Source organism: Pseudomonas sp. WS 5027, assembly GCF_012985695.1.
GTDB lineage: Bacteria > Pseudomonadota > Gammaproteobacteria > Pseudomonadales > Pseudomonadaceae > Aquipseudomonas > Aquipseudomonas hygromyciniae.
Genome location: NZ_JAAQWU010000001.1, coordinates 345827 through 367343, shown reverse-complemented (window position 1 = coordinate 367343; position 21517 = coordinate 345827). Strand labels below are relative to the sequence as shown.

General features: G+C 55.7%; 21 protein-coding genes and 3 pseudogenes. 15 read left to right on the top strand and 9 right to left on the bottom strand.

Annotated features, from left to right (window positions below; translation table 11 throughout):
* Positions 1 to 33: 33 nt before the first annotated feature.
* Positions 34 to 693 (bottom strand): glutathione S-transferase, encoded by a 660-nt coding sequence (locus HBO09_RS01675; protein WP_169991176.1) that lies wholly within the window; start codon positions 691 to 693, stop codon positions 34 to 36.
* 126 nt (positions 694 to 819) lie between these two features.
* Here HBO09_RS01675 and HBO09_RS01670 point away from each other — a divergent pair, with 126 nt between their 5' ends.
* The 3 genes from HBO09_RS01670 to HBO09_RS01660 all read left to right on the top strand — a co-directional run bounded on the left by HBO09_RS01670 (position 820) and on the right by HBO09_RS01660 (position 4540).
* Positions 820 to 1104, top strand: a complete 285-nt coding sequence (locus HBO09_RS01670; RefSeq protein WP_029289632.1) for a hypothetical protein — start codon at positions 820 to 822, stop codon at positions 1102 to 1104.
* 172 nt (positions 1105 to 1276) lie between these two features.
* Positions 1277 to 1531 carry a TIGR02647 family protein gene (locus HBO09_RS01665; RefSeq protein WP_029289634.1) on the top strand — a complete coding sequence of 85 codons (255 nt, stop codon included), beginning with the start codon at positions 1277 to 1279 and terminating at the stop codon, positions 1529 to 1531.
* A gap of 168 nt (positions 1532 to 1699) precedes the next feature.
* On the top strand, positions 1700 to 4540 hold the full coding sequence (locus tag HBO09_RS01660) for a class I adenylate cyclase (protein ID WP_169991174.1): 2841 nt from the start codon (positions 1700 to 1702) through the stop codon (positions 4538 to 4540).
* Here HBO09_RS01660 and rnk read toward each other — a convergent pair.
* From rnk to cyaY, 3 genes are all read right to left on the bottom strand, one after another.
* Entirely contained in the window at positions 4537 to 4947 is a 411-nt protein-coding gene (gene rnk / locus HBO09_RS01655; RefSeq protein WP_169991172.1) for a nucleoside diphosphate kinase regulator, read from the bottom strand. The two genes, HBO09_RS01660 and rnk, sit on opposite strands and share 4 nt — an antisense overlap.
* 143 nt (positions 4948 to 5090) lie before the next feature.
* Positions 5091 to 5309, bottom strand: a complete 219-nt coding sequence (locus HBO09_RS01650) for a DUF1289 domain-containing protein (RefSeq protein ID WP_169991170.1) — start codon at positions 5307 to 5309, stop codon at positions 5091 to 5093.
* A 2-nt stretch (positions 5310 to 5311) separates the two neighbouring features.
* Positions 5312 to 5644, bottom strand: a complete 333-nt coding sequence (gene cyaY, locus HBO09_RS01645) for an iron donor protein CyaY (protein WP_169991168.1) — start codon at positions 5642 to 5644, stop codon at positions 5312 to 5314.
* Between the two features lie 239 nt (positions 5645 to 5883).
* Here cyaY and HBO09_RS01640 point away from each other — a divergent pair, with 239 nt between their 5' ends.
* Genes HBO09_RS01640 through HBO09_RS01615 form a run of 6 tightly spaced genes read left to right on the top strand, consistent with a single transcriptional unit; the run spans position 5884 to position 10466 of the window.
* Complete coding sequence (locus HBO09_RS01640) at positions 5884 to 6045, top strand: lipoprotein (RefSeq protein ID WP_032856894.1); 162 nt, start codon at positions 5884 to 5886, stop codon at positions 6043 to 6045.
* Between the two features lie 9 nt (positions 6046 to 6054).
* Positions 6055 to 7302, top strand: coding sequence for a diaminopimelate decarboxylase (gene lysA / locus HBO09_RS01635; RefSeq protein ID WP_169991166.1), 1248 nt, complete (start codon positions 6055 to 6057; stop codon positions 7300 to 7302).
* 3 nt (positions 7303 to 7305) lie between these two features.
* Entirely contained in the window at positions 7306 to 8136 is an 831-nt protein-coding gene (gene dapF / locus HBO09_RS01630) for a diaminopimelate epimerase (RefSeq protein WP_092232087.1), read from the top strand.
* A 13-nt stretch (positions 8137 to 8149) separates the two neighbouring features.
* Entirely contained in the window at positions 8150 to 8875 is a 726-nt protein-coding gene (locus HBO09_RS01625; RefSeq protein ID WP_169991164.1) for a DUF484 family protein, read from the top strand.
* 2 nt (positions 8876 to 8877) lie between these two features.
* Positions 8878 to 9777: a tyrosine recombinase XerC gene (gene xerC / locus HBO09_RS01620; RefSeq protein ID WP_169991162.1), complete on the top strand. Its 900-nt coding sequence runs from the start codon at positions 8878 to 8880 to the stop codon at positions 9775 to 9777.
* Positions 9774 to 10466, top strand: coding sequence for an HAD-IA family hydrolase (locus HBO09_RS01615; RefSeq protein ID WP_169991160.1), 693 nt, complete (start codon positions 9774 to 9776; stop codon positions 10464 to 10466). The genes xerC and HBO09_RS01615 overlap by 4 nt, the downstream gene beginning before the upstream one ends.
* Positions 10467 to 10787: 321 nt before the next feature.
* Here HBO09_RS01615 and sutA read toward each other — a convergent pair whose 3' ends face one another.
* From sutA to glnK, 4 genes and pseudogenes are all read right to left on the bottom strand, one after another.
* The gene (gene sutA, locus HBO09_RS01610) at positions 10788 to 11111 is read right to left on the bottom strand and encodes a transcriptional regulator SutA (protein ID WP_169955390.1); all 324 of its coding nucleotides are present in this window, start codon (positions 11109 to 11111) and stop codon (positions 10788 to 10790) included.
* Between the two features lie 103 nt (positions 11112 to 11214).
* A pseudogene (locus HBO09_RS01605) lies at positions 11215 to 11352 on the bottom strand (YjbQ family protein); the annotation flags it as partial.
* Positions 11353 to 11625: 273 nt separating this feature from the next.
* Complete coding sequence (locus HBO09_RS01600; RefSeq protein ID WP_029289659.1) at positions 11626 to 12963, bottom strand: ammonium transporter; 1338 nt, start codon at positions 12961 to 12963, stop codon at positions 11626 to 11628.
* A gap of 34 nt (positions 12964 to 12997) precedes the next feature.
* A complete protein-coding gene (gene glnK, locus HBO09_RS01595; protein WP_002555808.1) occupies positions 12998 to 13336 on the bottom strand; it encodes a P-II family nitrogen regulator in 339 nt (112 codons plus the stop codon).
* Positions 13337 to 13756: 420 nt separating this feature from the next.
* Here glnK and HBO09_RS01590 point away from each other — a divergent pair, with 420 nt between their 5' ends.
* On the top strand, positions 13757 to 14017 hold the full coding sequence (locus HBO09_RS01590) for an accessory factor UbiK family protein (RefSeq protein WP_169991158.1): 261 nt from the start codon (positions 13757 to 13759) through the stop codon (positions 14015 to 14017).
* On the opposite strand, the pseudogene HBO09_RS28760 reads toward HBO09_RS01590, so the two are convergent.
* Positions 14012 to 14115 (bottom strand): annotated as a pseudogene (locus HBO09_RS28760) (outer membrane lipoprotein carrier protein LolA); the annotation flags it as partial. The gene HBO09_RS01590 and the pseudogene HBO09_RS28760 overlap by 6 nt on opposite strands.
* A gap of 128 nt (positions 14116 to 14243) precedes the next feature.
* Between HBO09_RS28760 and HBO09_RS01585 the strand changes: the two are divergent.
* The 5 genes and pseudogenes from HBO09_RS01585 to HBO09_RS01565 form a co-directional block, all read left to right on the top strand.
* Positions 14244 to 15152, top strand: a pseudogene (locus HBO09_RS01585) (YifB family Mg chelatase-like AAA ATPase); the annotation flags it as partial.
* A gap of 68 nt (positions 15153 to 15220) precedes the next feature.
* A complete protein-coding gene (locus HBO09_RS01580; protein ID WP_169991156.1) occupies positions 15221 to 17491 on the top strand; it encodes a hypothetical protein in 2271 nt (756 codons plus the stop codon).
* A complete protein-coding gene (locus HBO09_RS01575; protein WP_169991154.1) occupies positions 17488 to 19599 on the top strand; it encodes a hypothetical protein in 2112 nt (703 codons plus the stop codon). The genes HBO09_RS01580 and HBO09_RS01575 overlap by 4 nt, the downstream gene beginning before the upstream one ends.
* A complete protein-coding gene (locus HBO09_RS01570; protein WP_169991152.1) occupies positions 19589 to 20095 on the top strand; it encodes a hypothetical protein in 507 nt (168 codons plus the stop codon). The genes HBO09_RS01575 and HBO09_RS01570 overlap by 11 nt, the downstream gene beginning before the upstream one ends.
* A complete protein-coding gene (locus HBO09_RS01565) occupies positions 20085 to 21446 on the top strand; it encodes a site-specific integrase (protein WP_169991149.1) in 1362 nt (453 codons plus the stop codon). Before HBO09_RS01570 ends, HBO09_RS01565 begins: the two co-directional genes overlap by 11 nt.
* Positions 21447 to 21517 lie beyond the last annotated feature (71 nt).

Sequence of the window (21517 nt, the reverse complement as noted above, 5' to 3'; positions counted from 1 at the left end):
CCCAGCTCCCACACAAGCCCACCCCCAGGTTTATTACTTCTTCGCCGCGACCATCGCCAGAAAGGCCGGCATCGCCGCTTCCTTGTCCGCCGCCACTCGCTGGGCGTTGGGCATGTCTTGCAGCCTCTTCAGCAAAGCCTTGGCCTTCGGAAGCTCAGCCAGCAAATCCAGGCCAAACAGCTTTCCACCGACCGCGCACGCCAAGTCCACGCTGTACATGAAATACAGATCGGCAAGCGTAAAACTCTCCCCCGCCACATACGGCGCAAACTTGCCGTGTCGCCCCAGCGCCGCAATCCCCAACAGCAACTCGGCCCTGGACTTGTCCTTGATCGCCTCTGGCACCGACATGCCAAAGAACGCCTCGGCATAACACGCGCGGGCTGGCAGTTCGATGTACAGCTCGATTTCCCTGCACAACGCCAGCACCTGGGCGCGCTGGAATGCATCACCTGGCAGCAGGGCCGGGCCCGACTGTGTCTGTTCGATGTACTCGAGAATCACGCTGGTTTCGTTGATAAAACCTTTCTCGACCTTCAGCACCGGCACCTTGCCGCGCGGGCTCACCGCCAGGGCTTCAGCGGTTTGCCCGGCATAAAACGGCACTTCTTCAAAGCTCAGGCCCTTTTCCAGAAGCGCCAGCTTGACCATGTTGTAGTAGTTACTGACCGAAAATCCGTAGAGCTTGAGCATCACAAAGCCTCCAGGCCGTGCAGGGGGTTGGCTGGGTAGGTTATAGAACGTGATGCACCGCCTGACCAGCAGCATCACTAGGCTGAATGGGGGTAGACTGGCGCCCTTTCCTGACAGGAGGCTGCCATGAGCGAGCCAACCGATATCGATAACGACGAAGAAGAGTTCGCCGAGTCCACCTTGACCCAGGCGATCGAAAACCAGATCGAAAGCGACAACCCGCCGGCAGCCAAGGCTACGTTCAACAAGCTGACCCTGGTGGGTTACGAGCGTGAAGACATCCTGAACCTGATGGCCCACGTGCTGGCCGTGGAAATCGACGCGATGCTGGAAACAGACCGCCCATTCGATACCGATTGGTATGAAACAGCGCTGCGCGCACTGCCTGAGCTGCCCCCCGAGAAACAGTAACCCTGCCCTTGCTCGCGAAAAACCTGAGCGCGCCGCGGTTATCCAACTGCCCCGCGTCAACATTAGCGCTTTTCCCGAGCAAGCTCGCTCCGACACACTGGACAGTTCGCTCAAGTGCGTTCACCTTAGGCTCTGCTAGCGTCTGACAATTCCTAGAACGTCTGGAGTCCTTATGTCGTATACCCCTGAGTTGGTTGCCGAACTGGAAATCCTTGTACTCTTCCCCCTGGATAGCACCCATGAAGGTCTGAAAGTCCATCAGACCGCTGCTCCCACTGCCATTGCTGCTGCCAAGCGCCTGTTCGACAAAAAACTGATCGATCAGCCAGATGGCGGCTACCTGACCAGCCTGGGCCGGGATGCTGCAGAGCAAGCGCAAACGTTGCTGACGATTCTGACCACCGCGACCACCAAAGAAGCTGCCTGACACTCCGTATCGCCCACGGGATCCTCTGTTCACGGATTCCGCGGGCTTTCCTGCGCGCGCGATGAAATTCTGACGCCAAAAACAAATTCCCTTTAAACCTCCTACGATTCTGTCTGTAAACTCCTACACGGCTGCCCACGCCGGGCCCTGCGAGCCGTTGAGTTCGACATGACCAGTACCCATGAAATCCGCCCTGACTTGGATGAAGGCATTGACCGCAAGGTACTGGCCCAACTGCGCTCGCGCTTCCTGACCCTCAATGCCGGCCGCATGGCCCGGGCCGTCGAAGGCCTGACGCCACGCCAGCAAAGCGTGCTGGCGCTGCTGCCGCTGTTTTTCCACGTCAATCACCCTCTGCTGCCTGGCTATGTCTCGGGCAGCACCCCGGCCGGGCTGTCGAATTTTGAACCCGATGCCCAGGTCCTGGCCGAAGCCCAGCGCCTGACCCGCTCGTTTTCCTACAAACCACGTCACGGCAACCCGCCAACCCCGATCCACGGTCTGTTCCTGATGGGCAGCCTCGGCACGCTGGCCCAGGCCGACCAGAGCGATATGGACGTATGGGTGTGCCACGCCGACGACCTGGACGAGGCCGAGCTGGGTGAGCTGCGCAAAAAATGCCAACTGCTGGAGGCCTGGGCCCTGAGCATGGGCGCCGAAGCGCATTTTTTCCTGGTCGAACCGAACCGCTTTGCACAAGGCGGTCGCGATACCCAGCTCAGTTCGGATGACTGTGGCACCAGCCAGCACTATCTGTTGCTTGACGAGTTCTACCGCACCGCCATCTGGCTGGCTGGGCGCACGCCGATCTGGTGGCTGGTGCCGGTCTACGAAGAAGCGCGCTATGCCGAATTTACCCACGCGCTGATTTCCAAACGTTTTATCCGCGCCGACGAAACCCTCGACCTCGGGCACCTGGCCCATATCCCGCCGGGAGAATTTATCGGCGCCGGCCTGTGGCAGTTATTCAAGGGTATCGAGTCGCCCTATAAGTCAGTACTCAAGCTATTGCTCACCGAGGTGTATGCCAGCGAACACCCTAAGGTGCAGTGCCTGAGCCTGCGCTTCAAACGCGCGGTGTTCGCCAACCAACTGGATCTGGATGAGCTGGACCCCTATATCGTGGTCTACCGCCGCATCGAGGAATACCTGCGCGGCCGCAACGAGCCCGAGCGCCTGGAACTGGTGCGGCGCAGCCTGTACTTGAAGGTCAACCGCAAGCTCACCACCGGCCAGCGTACCATCGGTTGGCAGCGCACGTTGCTGGAACGCCTGGCCAATGAATGGGGCTGGGACCAGCGGCAACTGGCCCTGCTCGATAGTCGCAGCCAGTGGAAAGTGCGCCAGGTCGCGTCCGAGCGCCGGGCCCTGGTCAATGAGCTCAATTACAGCTATCGCTTCCTGACCCAATTCGCGCGTACCGAACAGACCGTGAGCCTGATCAACAAGCGCGACCTCAATGTGCTGGGCCGGCGCCTGTACGCCGCGTTTGAGCGCAAGGCCGGCAAAGTCGAATTCATCAACCCCGGGATTGCCCCGGACCTGGCCGAAGACACGCTGACCCTGGTGCACTCGCCCAACCGCAAGGAGCCGGGCCAGTTTCATTGGGGCTTGTACAACGGCAGCCTGACCGCCCTGGAATGGGAGCACTTTGCGCCGATCAAACGTAGCCGTGACTTGCTGGAGATGCTCACCTGGTGCCATCGCAACGGCGTGATCGACAGCAGTACCCGCCTGGCCCTGCACCCGGGCAGTAGTGACTTGAGCGAATTCGAGCTGTTCAACCTGCTGGGCAGCCTGCAGCAGACCATCGCCCTGCCCTTGGCCATGGTTGATGAGGAGCATTTGCTGCGCACGGCAATACCCGATGAAGTGCTCTTGCTGATCAACGTTGGGGTCGACCCGCTCAAGCACCATCGCGACCTGAATATCCTGATGACCACCGAGCGCACCGACTCCCTGAGTTATGCCGGCGTACGGGAAAACCTGGTGCTGACCCTGGACCAGGTGACGCTCAACAGCTGGAACGAGGTGATAGTCAGCCGCTACGACGGCCCCCATGCCCTGCTCGACTGCCTGCGCGACTACCTGAACCAGCTGCCGCGCAACCAACTGCCACGACTGCGGGTGCGGTGTTTCTGCCACAACCGTGCGCAATTCATCGCCAAGCGCGTGGAAGAGATTTTCGATACCGCGCAAAACCTGCAACTGAGCCAGCTCAACCACCGCTACCTGATCCAGGTGCAGCAGCATTATCACGTCATGGAGCTGGCGCCGGGACAAGCCAATCATGTGTCGCTGCCCAGCCAGCAGGCGCTGGTGGAATATCTCAGCGAAGAATTGGCCAGCTACAGCCCGCTGCACCTGGACCCCATGGCCCTGGAGGACCACGACCTGGCTGCATTGTTGCCCATGGGCCTGCCCGAATGTGTGCAGGTGTTCTACCGTATCAACGAGGGCTTTGCCGAGCTGTACGTACTCGACGAGTTCAACGCCCTCTGGCAGCAGCGCCTGCCGTTTCATGATGAACAGAGCTTGTTGGCGCCTTTGCAGCGCTTCCTGCAATCGATCATCTATCGCCGAGACGCACTGTCACCGCTGGACCCGCAGCAACCTTCAGGGGCCTTGCAGGCGTTGTATTACCAACTGTTGCCATCGGCAGGCGGCCGCGCCCGTCGGGTAGAGCCACGGCCCGCGCCACAGACGCCGGCCAACAAACCGTTCTACGACGTGCAGGCGATTATCGGCAAGGGTTCGCCAGGCCAGGTAGGGATTACCCTGTATTGCAATCAGCGGGAGTTTTCCGAGCTGGAATTTGGCGACCAACTGTTTGCAGTGGTCGCCCAGGAGATCGTTGGGCAGCGTCGGGAAACCGAGCGCTATCGTTGCTACATCACCGACCTGGACCTGTCCGGGCTACTCGGTGATGTTCAAAGCCCAAGCAATCTGTACCTGCGCTACAAGGCCGAGTTGGAGCAGGCGCTCAACCAGGCATTGAACCAGGTTTAGAGGGGAAACGCGCCGCCGTCCTTGGGCTGGCCTTCGACACTCAGCAGCTCAAGCTTGAGGGTCTTGCCGCCGGGAGCTGGCCAATCAATATGCTGGCCGACTTGCAGGCCCAGCAACGCACTGCCCACCGGAGCCAGGATAGAGATTTTGCCTTCGTCGGCATTCGCGTCCTTGGGGTAGACCAAGGTCAAGTGATAGTCCTTGCCGCTGCTCTGCTCACGGCAATGCACGCTGGAGTTCATGGTGACAACACCAGCAGGCACTTCATCGTGGCCAACCACGTCTTCGGCGCGGTCAAGTTCGGCTTGCAGGGCGATGACGCCTGGCAATTTGTCGTCCATACGGTCGATCAGTTGCTCAAGACGTTGCACATCGAGACGGGTGAGGATGATGGAAGGTGCAGTCATGATTGCGGCAGACTCCTTTTTTTCTGCACAAAAAAGCAAAACCCCGCCAGTAAACGGCGGGGTTCTCACGGACCTCGATGAGTTGAGGCGTACCCGGACACTACCACAGCACAACAAATAAACAAGATGGGACGGCCCGAAGGTCAGGCGCCAGCCTTGCGTTGCGCGGCCTGGGCGACGATCACGCGGCGCCGCTGATCGTCAGCGGAGCGCCATTCACGGATGTCTTCCACGTGCCGGAAGCAGCCAAGGCAGACTTTTTGCTCATCCAGCCGACACAAACTGATACAAGGTGACGGCACAGCCGGACTGACATTGCTGAACAGCGGCTTGGGCGGGCGGGCGGGCGCAGGCTGGGTCACGATCAGATCTCGTCGAAATCCAGCTCGACGCCGGCTTGTTCCTGGGTAATGCGCGCAAGCATTTCGCTCAACAGTTCGTCGCTGGTGTCGTGCGACCAGCGATTTTCCTCTTCGTCATAGTCGAAGTGAAAACCTCCAGATCGCGCTGCCAACCACAACTGACGCAGCGGTTCCTGACGACTGAAAATCAACTGGCTACCGTTTTCGAATTTGACGGTCAGCACGCCAGCGGAATTCTCCAGATCCACATCCAGGCCACTCTCGTCGAAAATATCCTCCAGCGCTTGCTGGGTTGCATCGACCAGGTCGTGAAAGCGGGCTTCGGTCAAACTCATGGTGGGAACCTCAAAAAGTGTCTACTCACGCTCAAGCGCCGCACGATACGGAGGCGCCATCATGATTGCAAAGAATACCGATTTCACCCCTTCCAGCCGTGCGAAATATCCCAGACCCATGTGGGCCACTTCACGATAAACTCGGCAAAGCCCCGCCGGACGGGTGCCCCGGCGCATAGGCAAGCTGCCGGGTGGTCGGTATACTCGGGCGCAATTAATGCATATTCAAGGATTTAGCCATGAAGCGCCTGATCTCTTCCCTTGCTGCGCTCGTCGCGGTCGCTTGCCTCGTCAGTGCCTGTGGTCAAAAAGGCCCGCTGTACCTGCCCGATGACAGCAAAGACCCGAATGAACAGGCGCAAACGTCGCAATCCAAAGCGCACAAGCACGACACCAATTAAGGGAACATCATGGACGCTTTTAACTACCGGGACGGCGAGCTGTTCGCGGAAGGCGTGGCGCTGTCCGCGATTGCCGAACGCTTCGGCACCCCGACCTATGTCTACTCCCGTGCCCACATCGAAGCGCAATACCGCTCCTTCACCGACGCCCTCGATGGCGTACCGCACCTGGTGTGCTACGCGGTAAAGGCCAACTCCAACCTAGGTGTACTCAATGTCCTGGCGCGTCTGGGCGCTGGTTTCGACATCGTGTCCCGTGGCGAGCTGGAACGTGTCCTGGCCGCTGGCGGCCAGGCCGACAAAATCGTGTTCTCCGGTGTCGGCAAGAGCCGTGAAGACATGCGCCGCGCCCTGGAAGTGGGCGTGCATTGCTTCAACATCGAATCCACCGACGAGCTGGAGCGCCTGCAAGTCGTAGCCGCCGAGATGGGCGTGCGTGCGCCGATCTCCCTGCGCGTCAACCCGGATGTCGATGCCGGTACCCACCCGTACATTTCCACCGGTCTCAAAGAGAACAAGTTCGGCATCGCCATTGCCGACGCCGAAGACGTGTACATCCGTGCCGCCCAGTTGCCGAACCTGGAAGTGCTGGGTGTGGACTGCCATATCGGCTCGCAACTAACCAGCCTGCCACCGTTCCTCGATGCCCTCGACCGCCTGCTGGCGCTGACCGATCGCCTCGGCGAGTGCGGCATCTACCTGCACCACATCGACCTCGGTGGTGGCGTGGGCGTGCGTTATCGCGATGAAGAGCCACCGCTGATTGCCGACTACATCCAGGCCGTACGCGAGCGCACCGAAGGCCGCGACCTGACGCTGATGTTCGAGCCGGGCCGCTACATCGTCGCCAATGCGGGCGTACTGCTGACTCAGGTCGAGTACCTCAAGCACACCGAATACAAGGACTTCGCCATCGTCGATGCGGCGATGAACGACTTGATCCGCCCGGCGCTGTACCAGGCCTGGATGAACGTCACCGCCGTGACGCCTCGTGACAGCGAAGCGCGCGCCTATGACATCGTCGGCCCGATCTGCGAAACCGGCGACTTCCTGGCCAAGGACCGTGAACTGGCCCTGGCAGAAGGCGATCTGCTGGCCGTGCACTCGGCCGGTGCCTATGGGTTTGTCATGAGCTCCAACTACAACACCCGCGGGCGTACCGCCGAAGTGTTGGTGGACGGTGATCAAGCGTTTGAAGTGCGTCGCCGCGAGACGGTAGCCGAGTTGTTTGCTGGCGAAAGCCTGCTGCCGGAGTAAGCCATGCTGCTGCGTTTTACCAAGATGCACGGCCTGGGCAATGACTTCATGGTCCTTGACCTGGTCAGCCAGCACGCGCACATCCTGCCCAAGCACGCCAAGCTATGGGGCGACCGGCATACCGGCATCGGCTTCGATCAATTATTGATCGTCGAGGCGCCGAGCAACCCGGAAGTGGATTTCCGTTACCGGATCTTCAACTCCGACGGTTCCGAAGTAGAACAGTGCGGCAACGGTGCGCGCTGCTTCGCCCGGTTTGTACTGGACAAGCGCCTGACCGCCAAACGGCAGATTCGCGTCGAGACCAAAAGCGGCATTATCGAGCTGGATATCCGCAGCGACGGCCAGATCAGCGTCGACATGGGCGCTCCGCGCCTGGTGCCGGCCGATATTCCGTTCCAGGCCGATGCCCAGGCGTTGAGTTATCCGCTGGAGGTCGACGGTACCGTGGTCGAAGTGGCCGCCGTGTCCATGGGCAACCCCCATGCTGTGCTGCGGGTCAACGACATCAACAATGCGCCGGTGCATGAGCTGGGGCCGAAGATCGAACATCACCCGCGCTTTCCGGCACGGGTCAACGTCGGCTTCCTGCAGGTCATCGACCGCTCCCGTGCGCAATTGCGCGTCTGGGAGCGCGGCGCTGGGGAAACACAGGCTTGCGGCACCGGTGCTTGCGCCGCCGCCGTGGCCGCGATCAGCCAGGGCTGGATGGATTCGCCCCTGTTGATCGACCTGCCCGGCGGACGCCTGTCCATCGAATGGGCAGGCCCAGGCCAACCGGTGAAGATGACCGGCCCGGCATCCCGTGTATACGAAGGACAGGTCCGTCTATGAGAGCGACTCGCCAATGACCGATAAGCCCCAGGCACCCGCCAAGCAGCCCGAAGGATCCCCTTGCGAAAGCCTGGAGGCAGCGGCCGTCGCCGCTTACCTGGAGGCTAACCCGGACTTCTTCGTCGAGCACGACGAACTGCTGCCAGCCTTGCGCATCCCTCACCAGCGCGGCGATACCGTGTCGTTGGTCGAGCGGCAGATGAAGATCCTGCGCGAGCGCAACATCGAAATGCGCCATCGGCTCTCGCAGTTGATGGACGTGGCCCGCGACAATGACCGCCTGTTTGACAAGACCCGTCGCCTGATCCTGACATTGCTGGATGCTGGCAGCCTGGAAGACCTGACCATTGCCGTCGAAGACAGCCTGCGCCAGGACTTCCAGGTACCGTTTGTCAGCCTGATCCTGTTCAGCGACAACCCGATGCCGGTTGGTCGTTGGGTCAAGGGCAGCGAGGCGCAAACCGCCATTGGTGGCCTGTTATCGGAAGGCAAGACCATCAGCGGCACGCTGCGCGAGCATGAGCTGGACTTCCTGTTTGGCGAAGACCAGCGCGTGCAGATCGGCTCGACTGCCGTGGTCGCTCTCAGCCATCAGGGCTTGCACGGCGTTCTGGCCATCGCCAGCCGCGATCCGCAGCACTACAAGAGCACCGTCGGCACCCTGTTTTTGACCTACATTGCCGAAGTGTTGAGCCGCAGCCTGCCGCGTTTCACCAGCGCCCTGCGCGCGGTGCGCTAGCCATGGAACGACAACTGGACGCCTACTGCGCTCACCTGCGCAGCGAGCGCCAGGTGTCTCCCCATACGCTGGAGGCTTATCGGCGGGACTTGAACAAGGTCTTGGCCTTCTGCGAGAAACAACAGATCGGCAGCTGGAAGGCCCTCGATATCCAGGGCCTGCGCAGCCTGATTGCCCGCCTGCACCAGCAAGGCCAATCCTCGCGCAGCCTGGCGCGCCTGCTGTCGGCGGTGCGCGGCCTCTATCACTACCTCAACCGCGAAGGCCTGTGCGATCACGACCCGGCCAACGGCCTGGCGCCGCCCAAGGGTGAACGCCGCCTGCCCAAGACCCTGGATGCCGACCGCACCCTGCAATTGCTCGATGGCGCGGTCGAGGATGACTTCCTGGCGCACCGCGACCAGGCGATCCTGGAATTGTTCTACTCCTCGGGCCTGCGCCTGTCGGAGCTGACCAGCCTCAATCTCGAACAGCTGGACCTGGCCGACGGCCTGGTGCAAGTGCACGGCAAAGGCAGCAAGACCCGCGTGCTGCCCATCGGCAAAAAAGCCCGCGATGCCCTGCTGATATGGCTGCCCCTGCGGGCCTTGAGCAATCCGCCGGACGATGCGGTGTTTGTCAGCCAGCAAGGCCGACGCCTCGGGCCACGGGCCATTCAGTTACGGGTCAAGGCCGCCGGCGAGCGGGAACTGGGCCAGAACCTGCATCCGCACATGCTGCGGCACTCCTTTGCCAGCCACTTGCTGGAATCATCACAAGACTTGCGCGCCGTACAGGAACTGCTCGGCCACTCGGATATCAAGACCACCCAGATCTACACCCACCTGGACTTCCAGCATCTGGCGACGGTGTACGACAGCGCCCACCCACGGGCCAAACGCGTTAAAGGCGGCGACTCATGAGCATCAAGCTAATCACCTTCGACCTGGACGATACCCTGTGGGATAACGTCCCCGTCATCATCAGCGCCGAAGCATCGATGCGCCAATGGCTGGCAACCCATGCGCCCAAGGTCGGCGACCTGCCCCTGGAGCATTTCGCCAGCCTGCGCCAACAGGTGCTGCAGCGTCATCCCGAGCTCAAGCACCGGATCAGCATCCTGCGCCACCGGGTGCTGATGCACGCTTTTGAAGAGGCCGGTTATCCACAACCGCAAGCCACGGAGATGGCCGATGTGTGTTTTGAAGCGTTCATTCACGCCCGGCACCAGCTCACCGTATTCCCGGAAGCCGAGCCGATGCTTCAAGCCCTGCGCCAGCACTTCCTGCTGGGGGTGATCACCAATGGCAACGCGGATGTACAGCGCGTGGGCCTGGCGGATTACTTCCACTTTGCCCTGAGGGCCGAAGATATCGGCATCGCCAAGCCAGATGCGCGCTTGTTTCAGGAGGCTTTGCAGCGTGGCGGAGTGGATGCCAGTGCGGCAGTGCATATCGGCGATCACCCAGGTGATGACATCGCTGGGGCGCAGCAGGCGGGGCTGCGAGCGGTGTGGTTCAACCCGACTGGCAAAGCTTGGGAAGGTGAGAAATTGCCGGATGCGCAGATTCGTAGCCTGACCGAACTGCCGCAGTTGCTGACCCGCTGGTAATAACACCGACAATCGAATGTGGGAGCGGGCTTGCCCGCGATAGCAGTGTGTCAGCCACGCTTAAAGAGACTGATACACCGCTATCGCAGCATCGGTATCTACACAATTTTGCCGCAGCGCATAAATCCTGGCAGAGAGGGCTGTTGTGGCGAGCGGGCTTGCCACAGGGGAGGTCGTCAGTGTCTGAAAGTTGGGTAGATACCGATGACTATCGCAGGCAAGCCCGCTCCCGCATTTGCTTGCGAAGGCCGGCCGGCATTTGTTTCAGGCATGAAAAAGCCCGCAGCGACGGCGGGCTTTTTCAGCAAGCAAGTAACCGACTCAGATAGGACGGCTGCCGTACTTGTTATCCGGCTTCTTCGGTGGATCTGCTACCACGTTGGCCTCGACTTCCTGCACTTTGCCGCCTTTGGCGAGGAATTCTTCCATCGCTCGGGCCAGCGCATCGCGCTCTTTGTTCTTGGCTTCAACGCTCGGCAACTCGTCAACCGACACAGCAGCCTTGGCCTTGCCCTTGGCGGTCGGGGCCGGCGCGTCATCGCCACCGTCGTCGTCAGCCACGTCTTCGGCAGCCGCCTCAAGACCTTCTTCGGTTTCGTCGTCACCTACTTCGAGGTCGTCGTTTTCCAGATCATCGTCGCTCATGTTCTACCTCATGACTTGCGAAAAGCAGATTAGTTATAGCCCAGCTTCACCATCTGTCGAAGGCTGCCGGAAAAAAATCAACGTCCACCGGATAACCAGTGGCTTATGCCCCGTCACCGTGCAAGGTGGCGAGGGCTTTACGAGCACCGCCATGATCAGGATGCTCGCCCAGATAAACGCTTTGCCATGTGCCCATTGCCAAGTGGCCGGCCTTGACCGGCAAACTCAGTTGGCGACCGATAGGCAGCCCTTGAAATGACCCGGGCCTTGGCCCGCAGGGTGATCAGGGTCTGTCGCCATATACAGTTCTGCGCCCATCGGCGCGCATTCTAGCGCGCTCTGGGAAAAAACAAAGTGCCGAATACGCCTACATGCCTGTAAGACATTCGCACACTGAAAAGTACCGTGTGGATCCGATCACAAACTCGGCACAAAAAACCTCACAAGCCTTCACCATAGGCAAATACCAGACAAAAAAATGCCCGGCAAGCCGGGCATGTTTTTTCATCCGTTATTACAAGTTGTAGCCGCGCTCGTTGTGTTCCGCCAGGTCCAGGCCAACGGCCTCTTCCTCTTCAGTTACACGCAGGCCGATGGTCAAGTCCAGCACCTTGAGAATCACAAAGGTCACGATACCGGTGTAGATCACGGTAAAACCCACGCCCTTGGCCTGGATCCAGACCTGTGCGGCAATATCGGTCACTGTGCCGAAGCCACCCAGGATTGGCGCCGCGAATACGCCGGTGAGAATCGCCCCGACAATCCCGCCTACACCGTGTACACCGAAGGCATCCAGGGAGTCATCGTAGCCCAGCTTGCGCTTGAGGCTGGTGGCGCAGAAGAAGCAGATCACGCCAGACGCCAGGCCGATCACCAGAGCACCCATCGGGCCCACGGTACCGGCGGCCGGAGTAACAGCCACCAGGCCGGCAACCACACCCGAGGCGATACCCAGGGCGCTTGGCTTGCCATGGGTGATCCACTCGGCAAACATCCAGCCCAGTGCTGCTGCAGCGGTAGCAATCTGGGTTACCAGCATCGCCATACCAGCCGTGCCGTTGGCCGCTGCAGCGGAGCCGGCGTTGAAGCCGAACCAGCCGATCCACAGCATTGCCGCACCGATCAGGGTGTAGCCCAGGTTATGCGGGGCCATCGGCGTAGTCGGGTAGCCTTTACGCTTGCCGAGCACGATGCACGCCACCAGGCCAGCCACACCAGCGTTGATGTGCACCACGGTGCCGCCAGCGAAGTCCAGCACGCCCCAGTCCCACATCAGGCCGCCGTTGCCGCTCCAGACCATGTGCGCGATCGGCGCATAGACCAGGGTGAACCAGATGGCCATGAACAGCAGCATGGCGGAGAACTTCATACGCTCGGCGAATGCACCGACGATCAGCGCCGGGGTGATGATCGCGAAGGTCATCTGGAAGGTGATGAATACCGCTTCCGGGAACAGCGCCGCCGGGCCGGTGATGCTGGACGGTGTGACACCCGCCAGGAACGCCTTGCCCATACCGCCGAAGAAGGAGTTGAAGTTGACGACGCCCTGCTCCATGCCAGTGGTGTCGAACGCAATGCTGTAGCCGTAGACGACCCACAGGATGCTGATCAGACCGGTAATGGCGAAGCACTGCATCATCACGGAAAGAATGTTTTTGGAGCGGACCATGCCGCCATAGAACAGCGCGAGGCCAGGGATGGTCATGAACAGCACCAGCGCGGTGGCTGTCAGCATCCAGGCAGTGTCGCCGGAATTGAGGACTGGAGCCGCCACTTCGTCTGCCGCCATGGCCAGGCTGGGCATTACGATGGACAACAGGGCTCCTAGCCCTGCGAATTTACGCAGAGTCATATTGTTTTCTCCTGGGGCGTTGGGGTTTGGCGGCTTAGATTGCGTCGGTATCGGTTTCGCCGGTACGGATGCGAATAGCCTGTTCCAGATTGACCACGAAGATCTTGCCGTCACCGATCTTGCCGGTGTTGGCCGCCTTGGTTATCGCCTCGATAACCCGATCAAGATCCTTGTCGTCAATGGCGACATCAATCTTCACCTTCGGCAGGAAATCGACTACGTATTCCGCGCCGCGATACAGCTCGGTATGACCCTTCTGCCGACCGAAGCCTTTGACCTCAGTGACGGTAATGCCCTGCACGCCGATCTCGGACAGTGACTCGCGTACATCGTCCAACTTGAACGGCTTGATGATGGCAGTGACTAGCTTCATGAAAACTCTCTCCCGAATTGGTGGACTTGCCCCAGGAAAACAAACCCGTCTCAAGTCTAAGCGCAGTGCCTGGCTTTGTAACGCATCGTCGCCTCGGCAATTGCCTTTGCGACGCCAGCTAACCGTTGGTGACGAAACAAGTACCCTGGTCCGTCAGCGCACTGCATTCGTCACAGCGACTGCATCAGTGCATGGGTCATGATCGTCTAAGCAGAAACCTTGCCAGCTCCGTAAAAATCACTGAAATCAATCCGTTGCCCGCTTACGCCCACCAATGGGCCTGTCCGGCAGCCTGGATACGCACAAAAACAGTGCATGCGCATTCGGGCCAATGCGCGAAAAGCGTGCGCCGAGCACTTGGAAAAGACTATAGGCGCTGCGTGATACACTGCCGGCCAACTGTTTTCCGGAATGTTTCCCATGCTCGCGCCCAAAGACCTCCTCGACGCCCTGAGCGGCCACGCCTCTCGCCTGTTCAGCGGTGAAACCCCGCTGCCTCGCAACGAAATCGAAAGCCAGTTCAAGGCGCTGCTGCAAAGCGGGTTCAGCAAACTGGACTTGGTGAGCCGCGAGGAATTCGACAGCCAAATGGTGGTCCTGGCCCGCACCCGTGCGCGGCTGGAGAGCCTGGAGGCGAAGGTGGCGGAGTTGGAAGCGCGGTTGAATCCCAGCGAGCAATAACACGCACTACTTGTAGGAGCGAGCTTGCTCGCGAAAAACCTGGGAACGCCGCGTGCATCCAGATGCCCCGCGTTATCGTTGACGTTTTTCGCGAGCAAGCTCGCTCCTACAGGTGGTTTTCCTGCTGCATGGGATACGTTCTGTAAAACCTGCGCACGGCAGCGCTCACTCCCTCGTCTACCCTTGAAAAACCGCAGCAAGCGGTCGCCCATTTCAAGGAACGAGCATGTCCCTCGCCATCGTCCACAGCCGCGCCCAGATCGGCGTCGAAGCCCCTGCCGTCACGGTCGAAGTGCATATGGCCAATGGCTTGCCATCGTTGACCCTGGTGGGTTTGCCCGAGACTGCGGTCAAGGAAAGCAAAGACCGCGTGCGCAGTGCCATTCTCAACAGTGCGCTGCAATACCCCGCACGCCGCATTACCCTCAACCTGGCCCCCGCCGACCTACCCAAGGACGGCGGGCGTTTTGACCTGGCGATTGCCCTGGGGATTCTCGCGGCCAGTGTGCAGGTGCCAGCGCTGATGCTCGATGATGTGGAGTGTCTTGGCGAACTGGCCCTGTCCGGCGAGGTGCGAGCGGTGAAAGGCGTTTTGCCGGCGGCCCTGGCGGCACGCAAGGCCGGGCGTACGGTGATCGTGCCTCGGGCCAATGCCGAGGAAGCCTGCCTGGCGTCCGGGCTGACAGTAATTGCGGTGGATCATCTGCTGCAGGTGGTGGCGCACCTTAATGGGCAGGTGCCGATTGAGCCGTTCAAATCCGACGGTTTGCTGTACCTGAACAAACCCTACCCCGACCTGAGTGAAGTGCAAGGCCAACTGGCGGCCAAGCGGGCGCTGTTGATTGCCGCAGCTGGCGCCCACAACCTGCTGTTCAGCGGCCCGCCGGGCACCGGCAAAACCCTGCTCGCCAGCCGCCTGCCCGGTTTGCTGCCGCCGCTGAGTGAACAGGAAGCCCTGGAAGTGGCAGCGATTCAGTCGGTGGTCAGCCTCGCTCCGTTGAGCCACTGGCCGCACCGGCCATTTCGCCAGCCGCACCACTCAGCGTCAGGGCCGGCACTGGTAGGTGGCGGCTCGAAACCGCAACCTGGGGAAATCACCCTGGCCCATCATGGGGTGCTGTTTCTCGATGAGTTGGTATTTTGACTTTTTTCTTGAGCTTGTCAAATATCACGAAAAGCCAGCAGGTTCAGTAGGTTAATGTGATGAAAGCACCTCAAATTTCTCTGCCAATCTTCTCTAGTGGTCAACAATACGACTCGTATCCTTTCGAACGCCTAGACGCGCCCACACTGGCGTACCTTCACGCATACGATGAATTCGACGACTACAAGCTGCCTTGCGCCCCCGCCGTCATCAGATGTCTTGAATGCTTTCTCCAGATATCTCAGGAGTTCTTGAATAGGATTTCAAACACACAGGTAAAAAGGATCGCTTCTCGATTTTTGGGTTTCATCAACAGCAATCTAGCTCCAGGGAGCGAGGCAGTCGTCCGAGATCGGTCTAGGTGCGCGATAAGGATTTTAGGGTCTCTAGCGGCATTCAACGGCCTCGAATATCCACATCTGACCCTCGATGAAAAGAGTTTAAATAAATACCGAACAGAATTTTTCAGAGCAGATCTAGATATTTCGAAAATCCAGTACTGGCAAGGCTGGCCGGTAAAAAACAAAAATGGACGAACATCATTTTTACCATTGAGCGGTTTTTTCAGAGCATTTGGGCCTCAGTTTTGTGAGCTTTTATACAATGAGGCCCAACAGTACCTAAATGGTAGAACCCAAACTACTATTCATGGGCTAAAGCAACTCAACGAGTTTTGTGAAATAAACGCAAATCGCTTCAACATTGAAGTGCTGAGATCTGATGTTGCAATGTCGGAGTTTTGGGAAAACTTTGTTATCTACTTTACAGTGGAATTGTACGCAGAAGGAGAGGGACAACGGCTTTCCACCATTGCTACAAATTGGAACGGGGAATTCACGAACTTTGTTACTCAACACCTTGCTACAAGTGGGATCATGAGCACCGGTTTTACTGAGCTGCCGATACTGCCGAAAAGAATGTCAACTCATGGCAACGTAAAAGCCGCCAGAAACGGCAGCGGCTTAGTTCATGCAAAGCTAATTTGCGATATACCACTTCAACTGACTGACACAGAAGCTCTTTATAGAATCTTTGATCAGTTGAAGACTTCAATGGCGTCAATTGAGCAATGGGCTCAGGACGAGATCCTTGATCATGATAGACGCTGGGCCCGGCGCAAATTCGAGTCAGCTTATGGAGTGATCAGAGAAATCAACAAAGCGGGATATAATCAAAGCGATGGAGGTCTCATTAAATGGCAGCGTGACCGAGCTAACTCGAACTGGTACGCCAATGCAGCAAAGAACTTTGAATATCACAATTATGCGTTCCTAATTAAAAGAAGTGCGCAAGTCTTTCCCGAACCTTTAGCTCAGGTCGCACGGGAACTAGGCCTGGTGACGCCTGGATCGCTACAGCCACACTGCATCATGCTTATTTTGAAACATAACAAAATCACTCCAGGCTTTTTAGAAAATCTAGAACTCTTTGATAAAAGTGGAAAGCAAATTGGATTAATTGATGAAGAGTCCGCTCCCAAGCTTGTTGGGTATAAATTCCGGAGGGGTGTCAGATTCGCGGAGATTGTAGTCAACCTCGATAATTATACTGTGGGGGTAGTTAGGAGCATAATTAGAATCACCGACTACGCGAGGAAACACCTACAATCTATTGGAGATAATAATTGGCGATTTCTTTTACTGACTGGACATAAAAGCTTCGGCACAATCAGGCGACCTAAGCTTGCGTCTTATAGCGTTACCATGGGCTTGTTAAACGAGCACGCCGAAAGACTATCAGTGATTAGTAGCATTAATAATCAGGACGCTGTGGAGCTTCTAAAAAGGTCAACTTTAACCGCTGTACGTGCAACTTCCGCAGTGCTCGTTTATCTTGAAACGAGGTGCGCGATAAAAATGTCTGAAGCGCTCGGTCATGCCCGATTGAATCACTCTCTCCTTTCTAGGTATTTGCCGGGTCCAATCTGGGACTTCTTTCAAGAACGCTGGATAAGGCTTTTCCAAGCAGGAATCGTGTTAGAAGCAATGAGGGGAAGCAAAAATATTCTGAAAGCTTCAGACTTTAATTCTCTGGAAGAAATCGAAAATTTTCTTAACAATCACGCATTAAAGTTTAAAGAGCAACCCAAAGATCCCGATTGCGATTCTATTCAAGAGCCGCAGTTACTAATCAGTGTCGACTATAATGTTTTTCGTCAACTATTGAAGCTTGAGCGAAAATCCGTCACTAGCGAGTCCAGCTTAAAAACTCAACTCTGGGCTGACTTAAGCAAGAAAATACTAAGTTACTCGAGAGTGAATCTTGAGGATCGTCCAGACCTTAAATTGGCATTGGAAGAAGCAACTCGCTCACTGGAAAAAACGTTATGAAAAATCATGAGCAATTGGTGGGAGAGCTTGCGTTTCTCAACGACTTATTCCCCAAAAACTTCGAGCGCTACGAATGTAAATGGCTTCAGAACTCATTCGACGACAATATTTGGGCATTTAAATTTGCGCGAAATCTAAGCTTCAAGTTAGACTTCAATGTCAAACTCGAAGATAACAGCTTGCTGACTGCCAAAAAGAACGAAAAACTGCTACTTACTTTTAAGAACTGGATATGCGTCCAATCCACCCCCGCCATGAACAAAGGCGTGCTACCCGACGCCAAAACCGCATATGCTCTTACTCGCAAGGCTTTGCATATCGTAGACTATTTCCTAATCAATACAAAGACATTGCAACTTGCTACTTTCGGGTTGGAAATCTTGACAGAGAATGATGTTAAAAAATTTTTTGCTCAGCTCTCAAGACACAAGAAAGTATCGGAAGCTATCTATCAGTGGACGCATCGAGTCACTGAGTATTTCAGAGGAGTCCTTAACGAAGTCCCTGATAATAGCGAAGTTCAGTTTTGTAATGAAAATCTATTAGCCTACCGCCTCATCCAAGAAAGCAACAGTATTGTTGGTTTTAGCAAAAGTGAAAGCATCCAGATCAAAATCTGGCTGTATAAGAAAAATCTTTACACACGAACTACCAGGTTTGGGTTTCGCCAGGCCACGCCAACCAATAGGCTGTCCGCAAGGATACTTCCAAACACGTTGATCGGATTTAAGATCATATCTTCAATGGACTCACTGAATCTTGATCAGTACGACGGCCTAGCGCGTGAATTTGAGTCTGCTCCGACTCGCACTCAAACAAAATCAAACATGTCTGAGCGTGATTTTTTGAAATACTACCGATGTTTCATGGCCGTTAGCAAGCTCGCCAGGTTGAACTTGGGAGTTCCAGTTACCGCAATAAGCAGCCTAAACCTCAAAGAATTCACTTCACAGTTTGATTTGGAAGCCACCGATCGGTATCGCACAATCCGGCCAAACGCTCTGCTTCCAGCACTGCGCTCTGCCATTGACTTTGTGATTGATCATGGCCCAACACTCTTTAAGGCCGCCTTATCGGTTATGAGCGCCCAAAAAAATAATTCGCGAGGAGTTCATGACGATGCGTTTTCGTCCGAATTGAGCGCTTCCCTTGGAGTCGAGGCAGCTAGGATCGGTATTAAACATTGGTCGCTGAGCGCTCACATAAACTATAACGAACAAAATTACGACTCTAACATGTCGAGAGTATTTGACCGAGATGACTACTTCTCCCGTTTTCGCGGGAATGAAGGCCTGTGGGAGATGCTACGAGTCTACTATGGATCAGCACAGATGATAATCGGTCTATTAATGGCGAGGAGACAAGGCGAGCTAATCGAATTGACGCCATTTAAGTGCTTGGATAAAACAGGCCGATATCTGGTTTTCGCCAATCGAAAATCAGGATACATGTCTTTTAGAGAAACTATTCAGCGTCCAATCCCAGACTTCGCTGCCAATATCATTAAAAATATTTCTTCCTTTCAGAGCCAGTTATTAGAGGCAGGCCTTATCACTCAGTATTACCCCCTATTCACACCGCCGAACAGATTCGCGACGGGACTAAATGCAAGTCTCACGGCCCCTACGTATAACCGCTCACTGGATTTTTTTTGCGACTATTTCGAAACCCCGATGCACAGTGAGACCCAGCGGTATTACTTCCGCCAGCATCAATTGCGGCGAGGATTTGCAATGATGTTCTTCTGGGGTAACGCTCAAGGCGGACTGGATACACTGAGATGGTTCCTGGCCCATACTGACGCGCAACATCTCTACCACTACATCACTGAAACGACGCCAGGGGATGTCCTGAGGGGTGTCAAAGGCGCCTACGTATCCGATCATCTGCTTGACGGCAATTCAGAAACTGGCGGAGCGCTCGAAAAAGCCCTAGCTCAGCATTTTGGCACAAGCAAATTTGATATTCTCGAAACTAGCGAAGTTGAAACCTATATTGAGTCTCTTATCGAAGATGGCAGCCTAACAGTCGAACCTCATTTCTTTGAAGGCGATGACGGGTCCGACTATCAGATTGTTACAATTTTTAGGTGCGTGCATGAATACTAAACACGCGTCTGTGCTAGCACTTTTCAGACTTTTGAATCTACCGCCAGCGCTACAGCCCGAGCCTGGTCTCACCCTGAAAGATGTCGCAAATCAAGCAGCTCTTGCTTCTTATCACAATGCTAAGCTTAGTATAAAAGCTTTTTCGCTGAATACTTTGAAAGCCCATGCTGATAAATATCTCCAAGGTGGATTTAAAGCATTGGACTCGGCAAGACTCGCTGCTTTAGCCATACGTTTAAAAATTGAAGATAAGTCATCGAAAGTCTCCACCAAGCGTAAACCAAGAGCAGCAGAATCCATCGCGGCTTTAAAACTAGAAATTCAAATACTTAATGAAGAACTATTGATTTATTCGGGAGTTCTCAATGACTGCATGGAGCAAGCACGATACTTTGCAAAAAAAACGTCAGACTTGACACAAATCCAACTCTGTGAAAAGCAACAAAGAGAAAGTCTGGACCTTCTAAAATTCATGAGGTCCAGACATGCCTCGTAAACTTTACACACTGACATCTGACAAGCTAGAAATTCCATGGTTTTTCGATGAAGGCTTTATTTACATGTCCGACGCGTCGGCGATACCGATGCTCCGCTATCCTGACGGCTCATGGTGTCATTACTCGAATAACTACATGTACAGCCTCTTTAAAAGAGGCCTCTCCCGAAAAAATGGGGGCGGTACTCTCAAGGCGTATGCTGCAAACGTCAGCCACCTACTACGCTATTGTTTTTCAAACAACATCGACCTTCCGCAAATGACGGATGCACGATTTTCTATGTTCATTCGAACGCTCTCCAGCTTCGACGCACCTTTCTCCAATAGTGAACCCAGGTCCCGGAATAGCGTAATTAATATTGGAAGAAACTGTCTTGGACTGCTCTCGCATGTTGGAAAGATGCGATTCGATGATAACTTCGTATCATCCGATGGAGCGATAAAGGGAGAACGAAAACTGGTGAACATCAAAAACAACGAAAAGGGCACCACTTTTAGTAAATCCTACTGGTTTCACAGGTCATTTCCGGTCCCATCACCGTTAAAAAAACGATTCCCAATATCTGAAGTAAATATCAAAAAACTTACGATCGCAGCAGCTGCGACTGAGGATATTTTCATCCGAAAGCGGCGATTCGCGATGTTGAGACTTTTGGAATCAACTGGCTGCCGGCGGTCAGAACTTGTGGCTATGAAAGTTCAGAGCGTATATTCGGCATTGGGTGAGCAACCCCACCTATTAAGGATGCCCACATCCAAAGGTGGTGGCAACCGCTCGAGTACCAGGCTCGTACCTGTATCCAAAACAGACCTCAAACTGTTGGAAAATTACATAACATACAATCGATCGCCGCTAGTGAAAAAGCTAGGCTTAGAAGATCACGGCACTTTGTTTATCAGCTCGACAACGGGTCAAGCATTGCTCGCAAACACAGTCACCCAAGAAATCTCAACATTGTCTAAGTATGGTGGGATCACTGAGCGGACGTCGCCTCATATGTTTCGCCACCGCTTTATCACTCAATATTTTGTCAAGTTGATTAAACAACATGATCTAAAAAACATTGATGACTGCAGACGGCTTATGATCAACACTGGCGCCCTCAAGCAACAAATACAGCAGATCACTGGGCACAAACTTCTCAGCTCCTTAGATGTGTATATCGATCTGGCGTTCTCCGAACTCACCAACCATATAGAGGTTGTTGACGCGGCCACAAAAGACATGAAGTTGTCATCCTTACAAAGAACACTCCAAATGATGAAAACAGAGCTTAGCGCCTCCAAGCGCGAAAAGGGACTGGCTGAGCTTCTCGAGGTTATTGCAGATGAGCTAAATGACTTACTATAAAACTAAACTGGATAGGGGCTCAGCAATTATCGGATGATGGATATAACGATCTACCATCATGATGGTGTCAG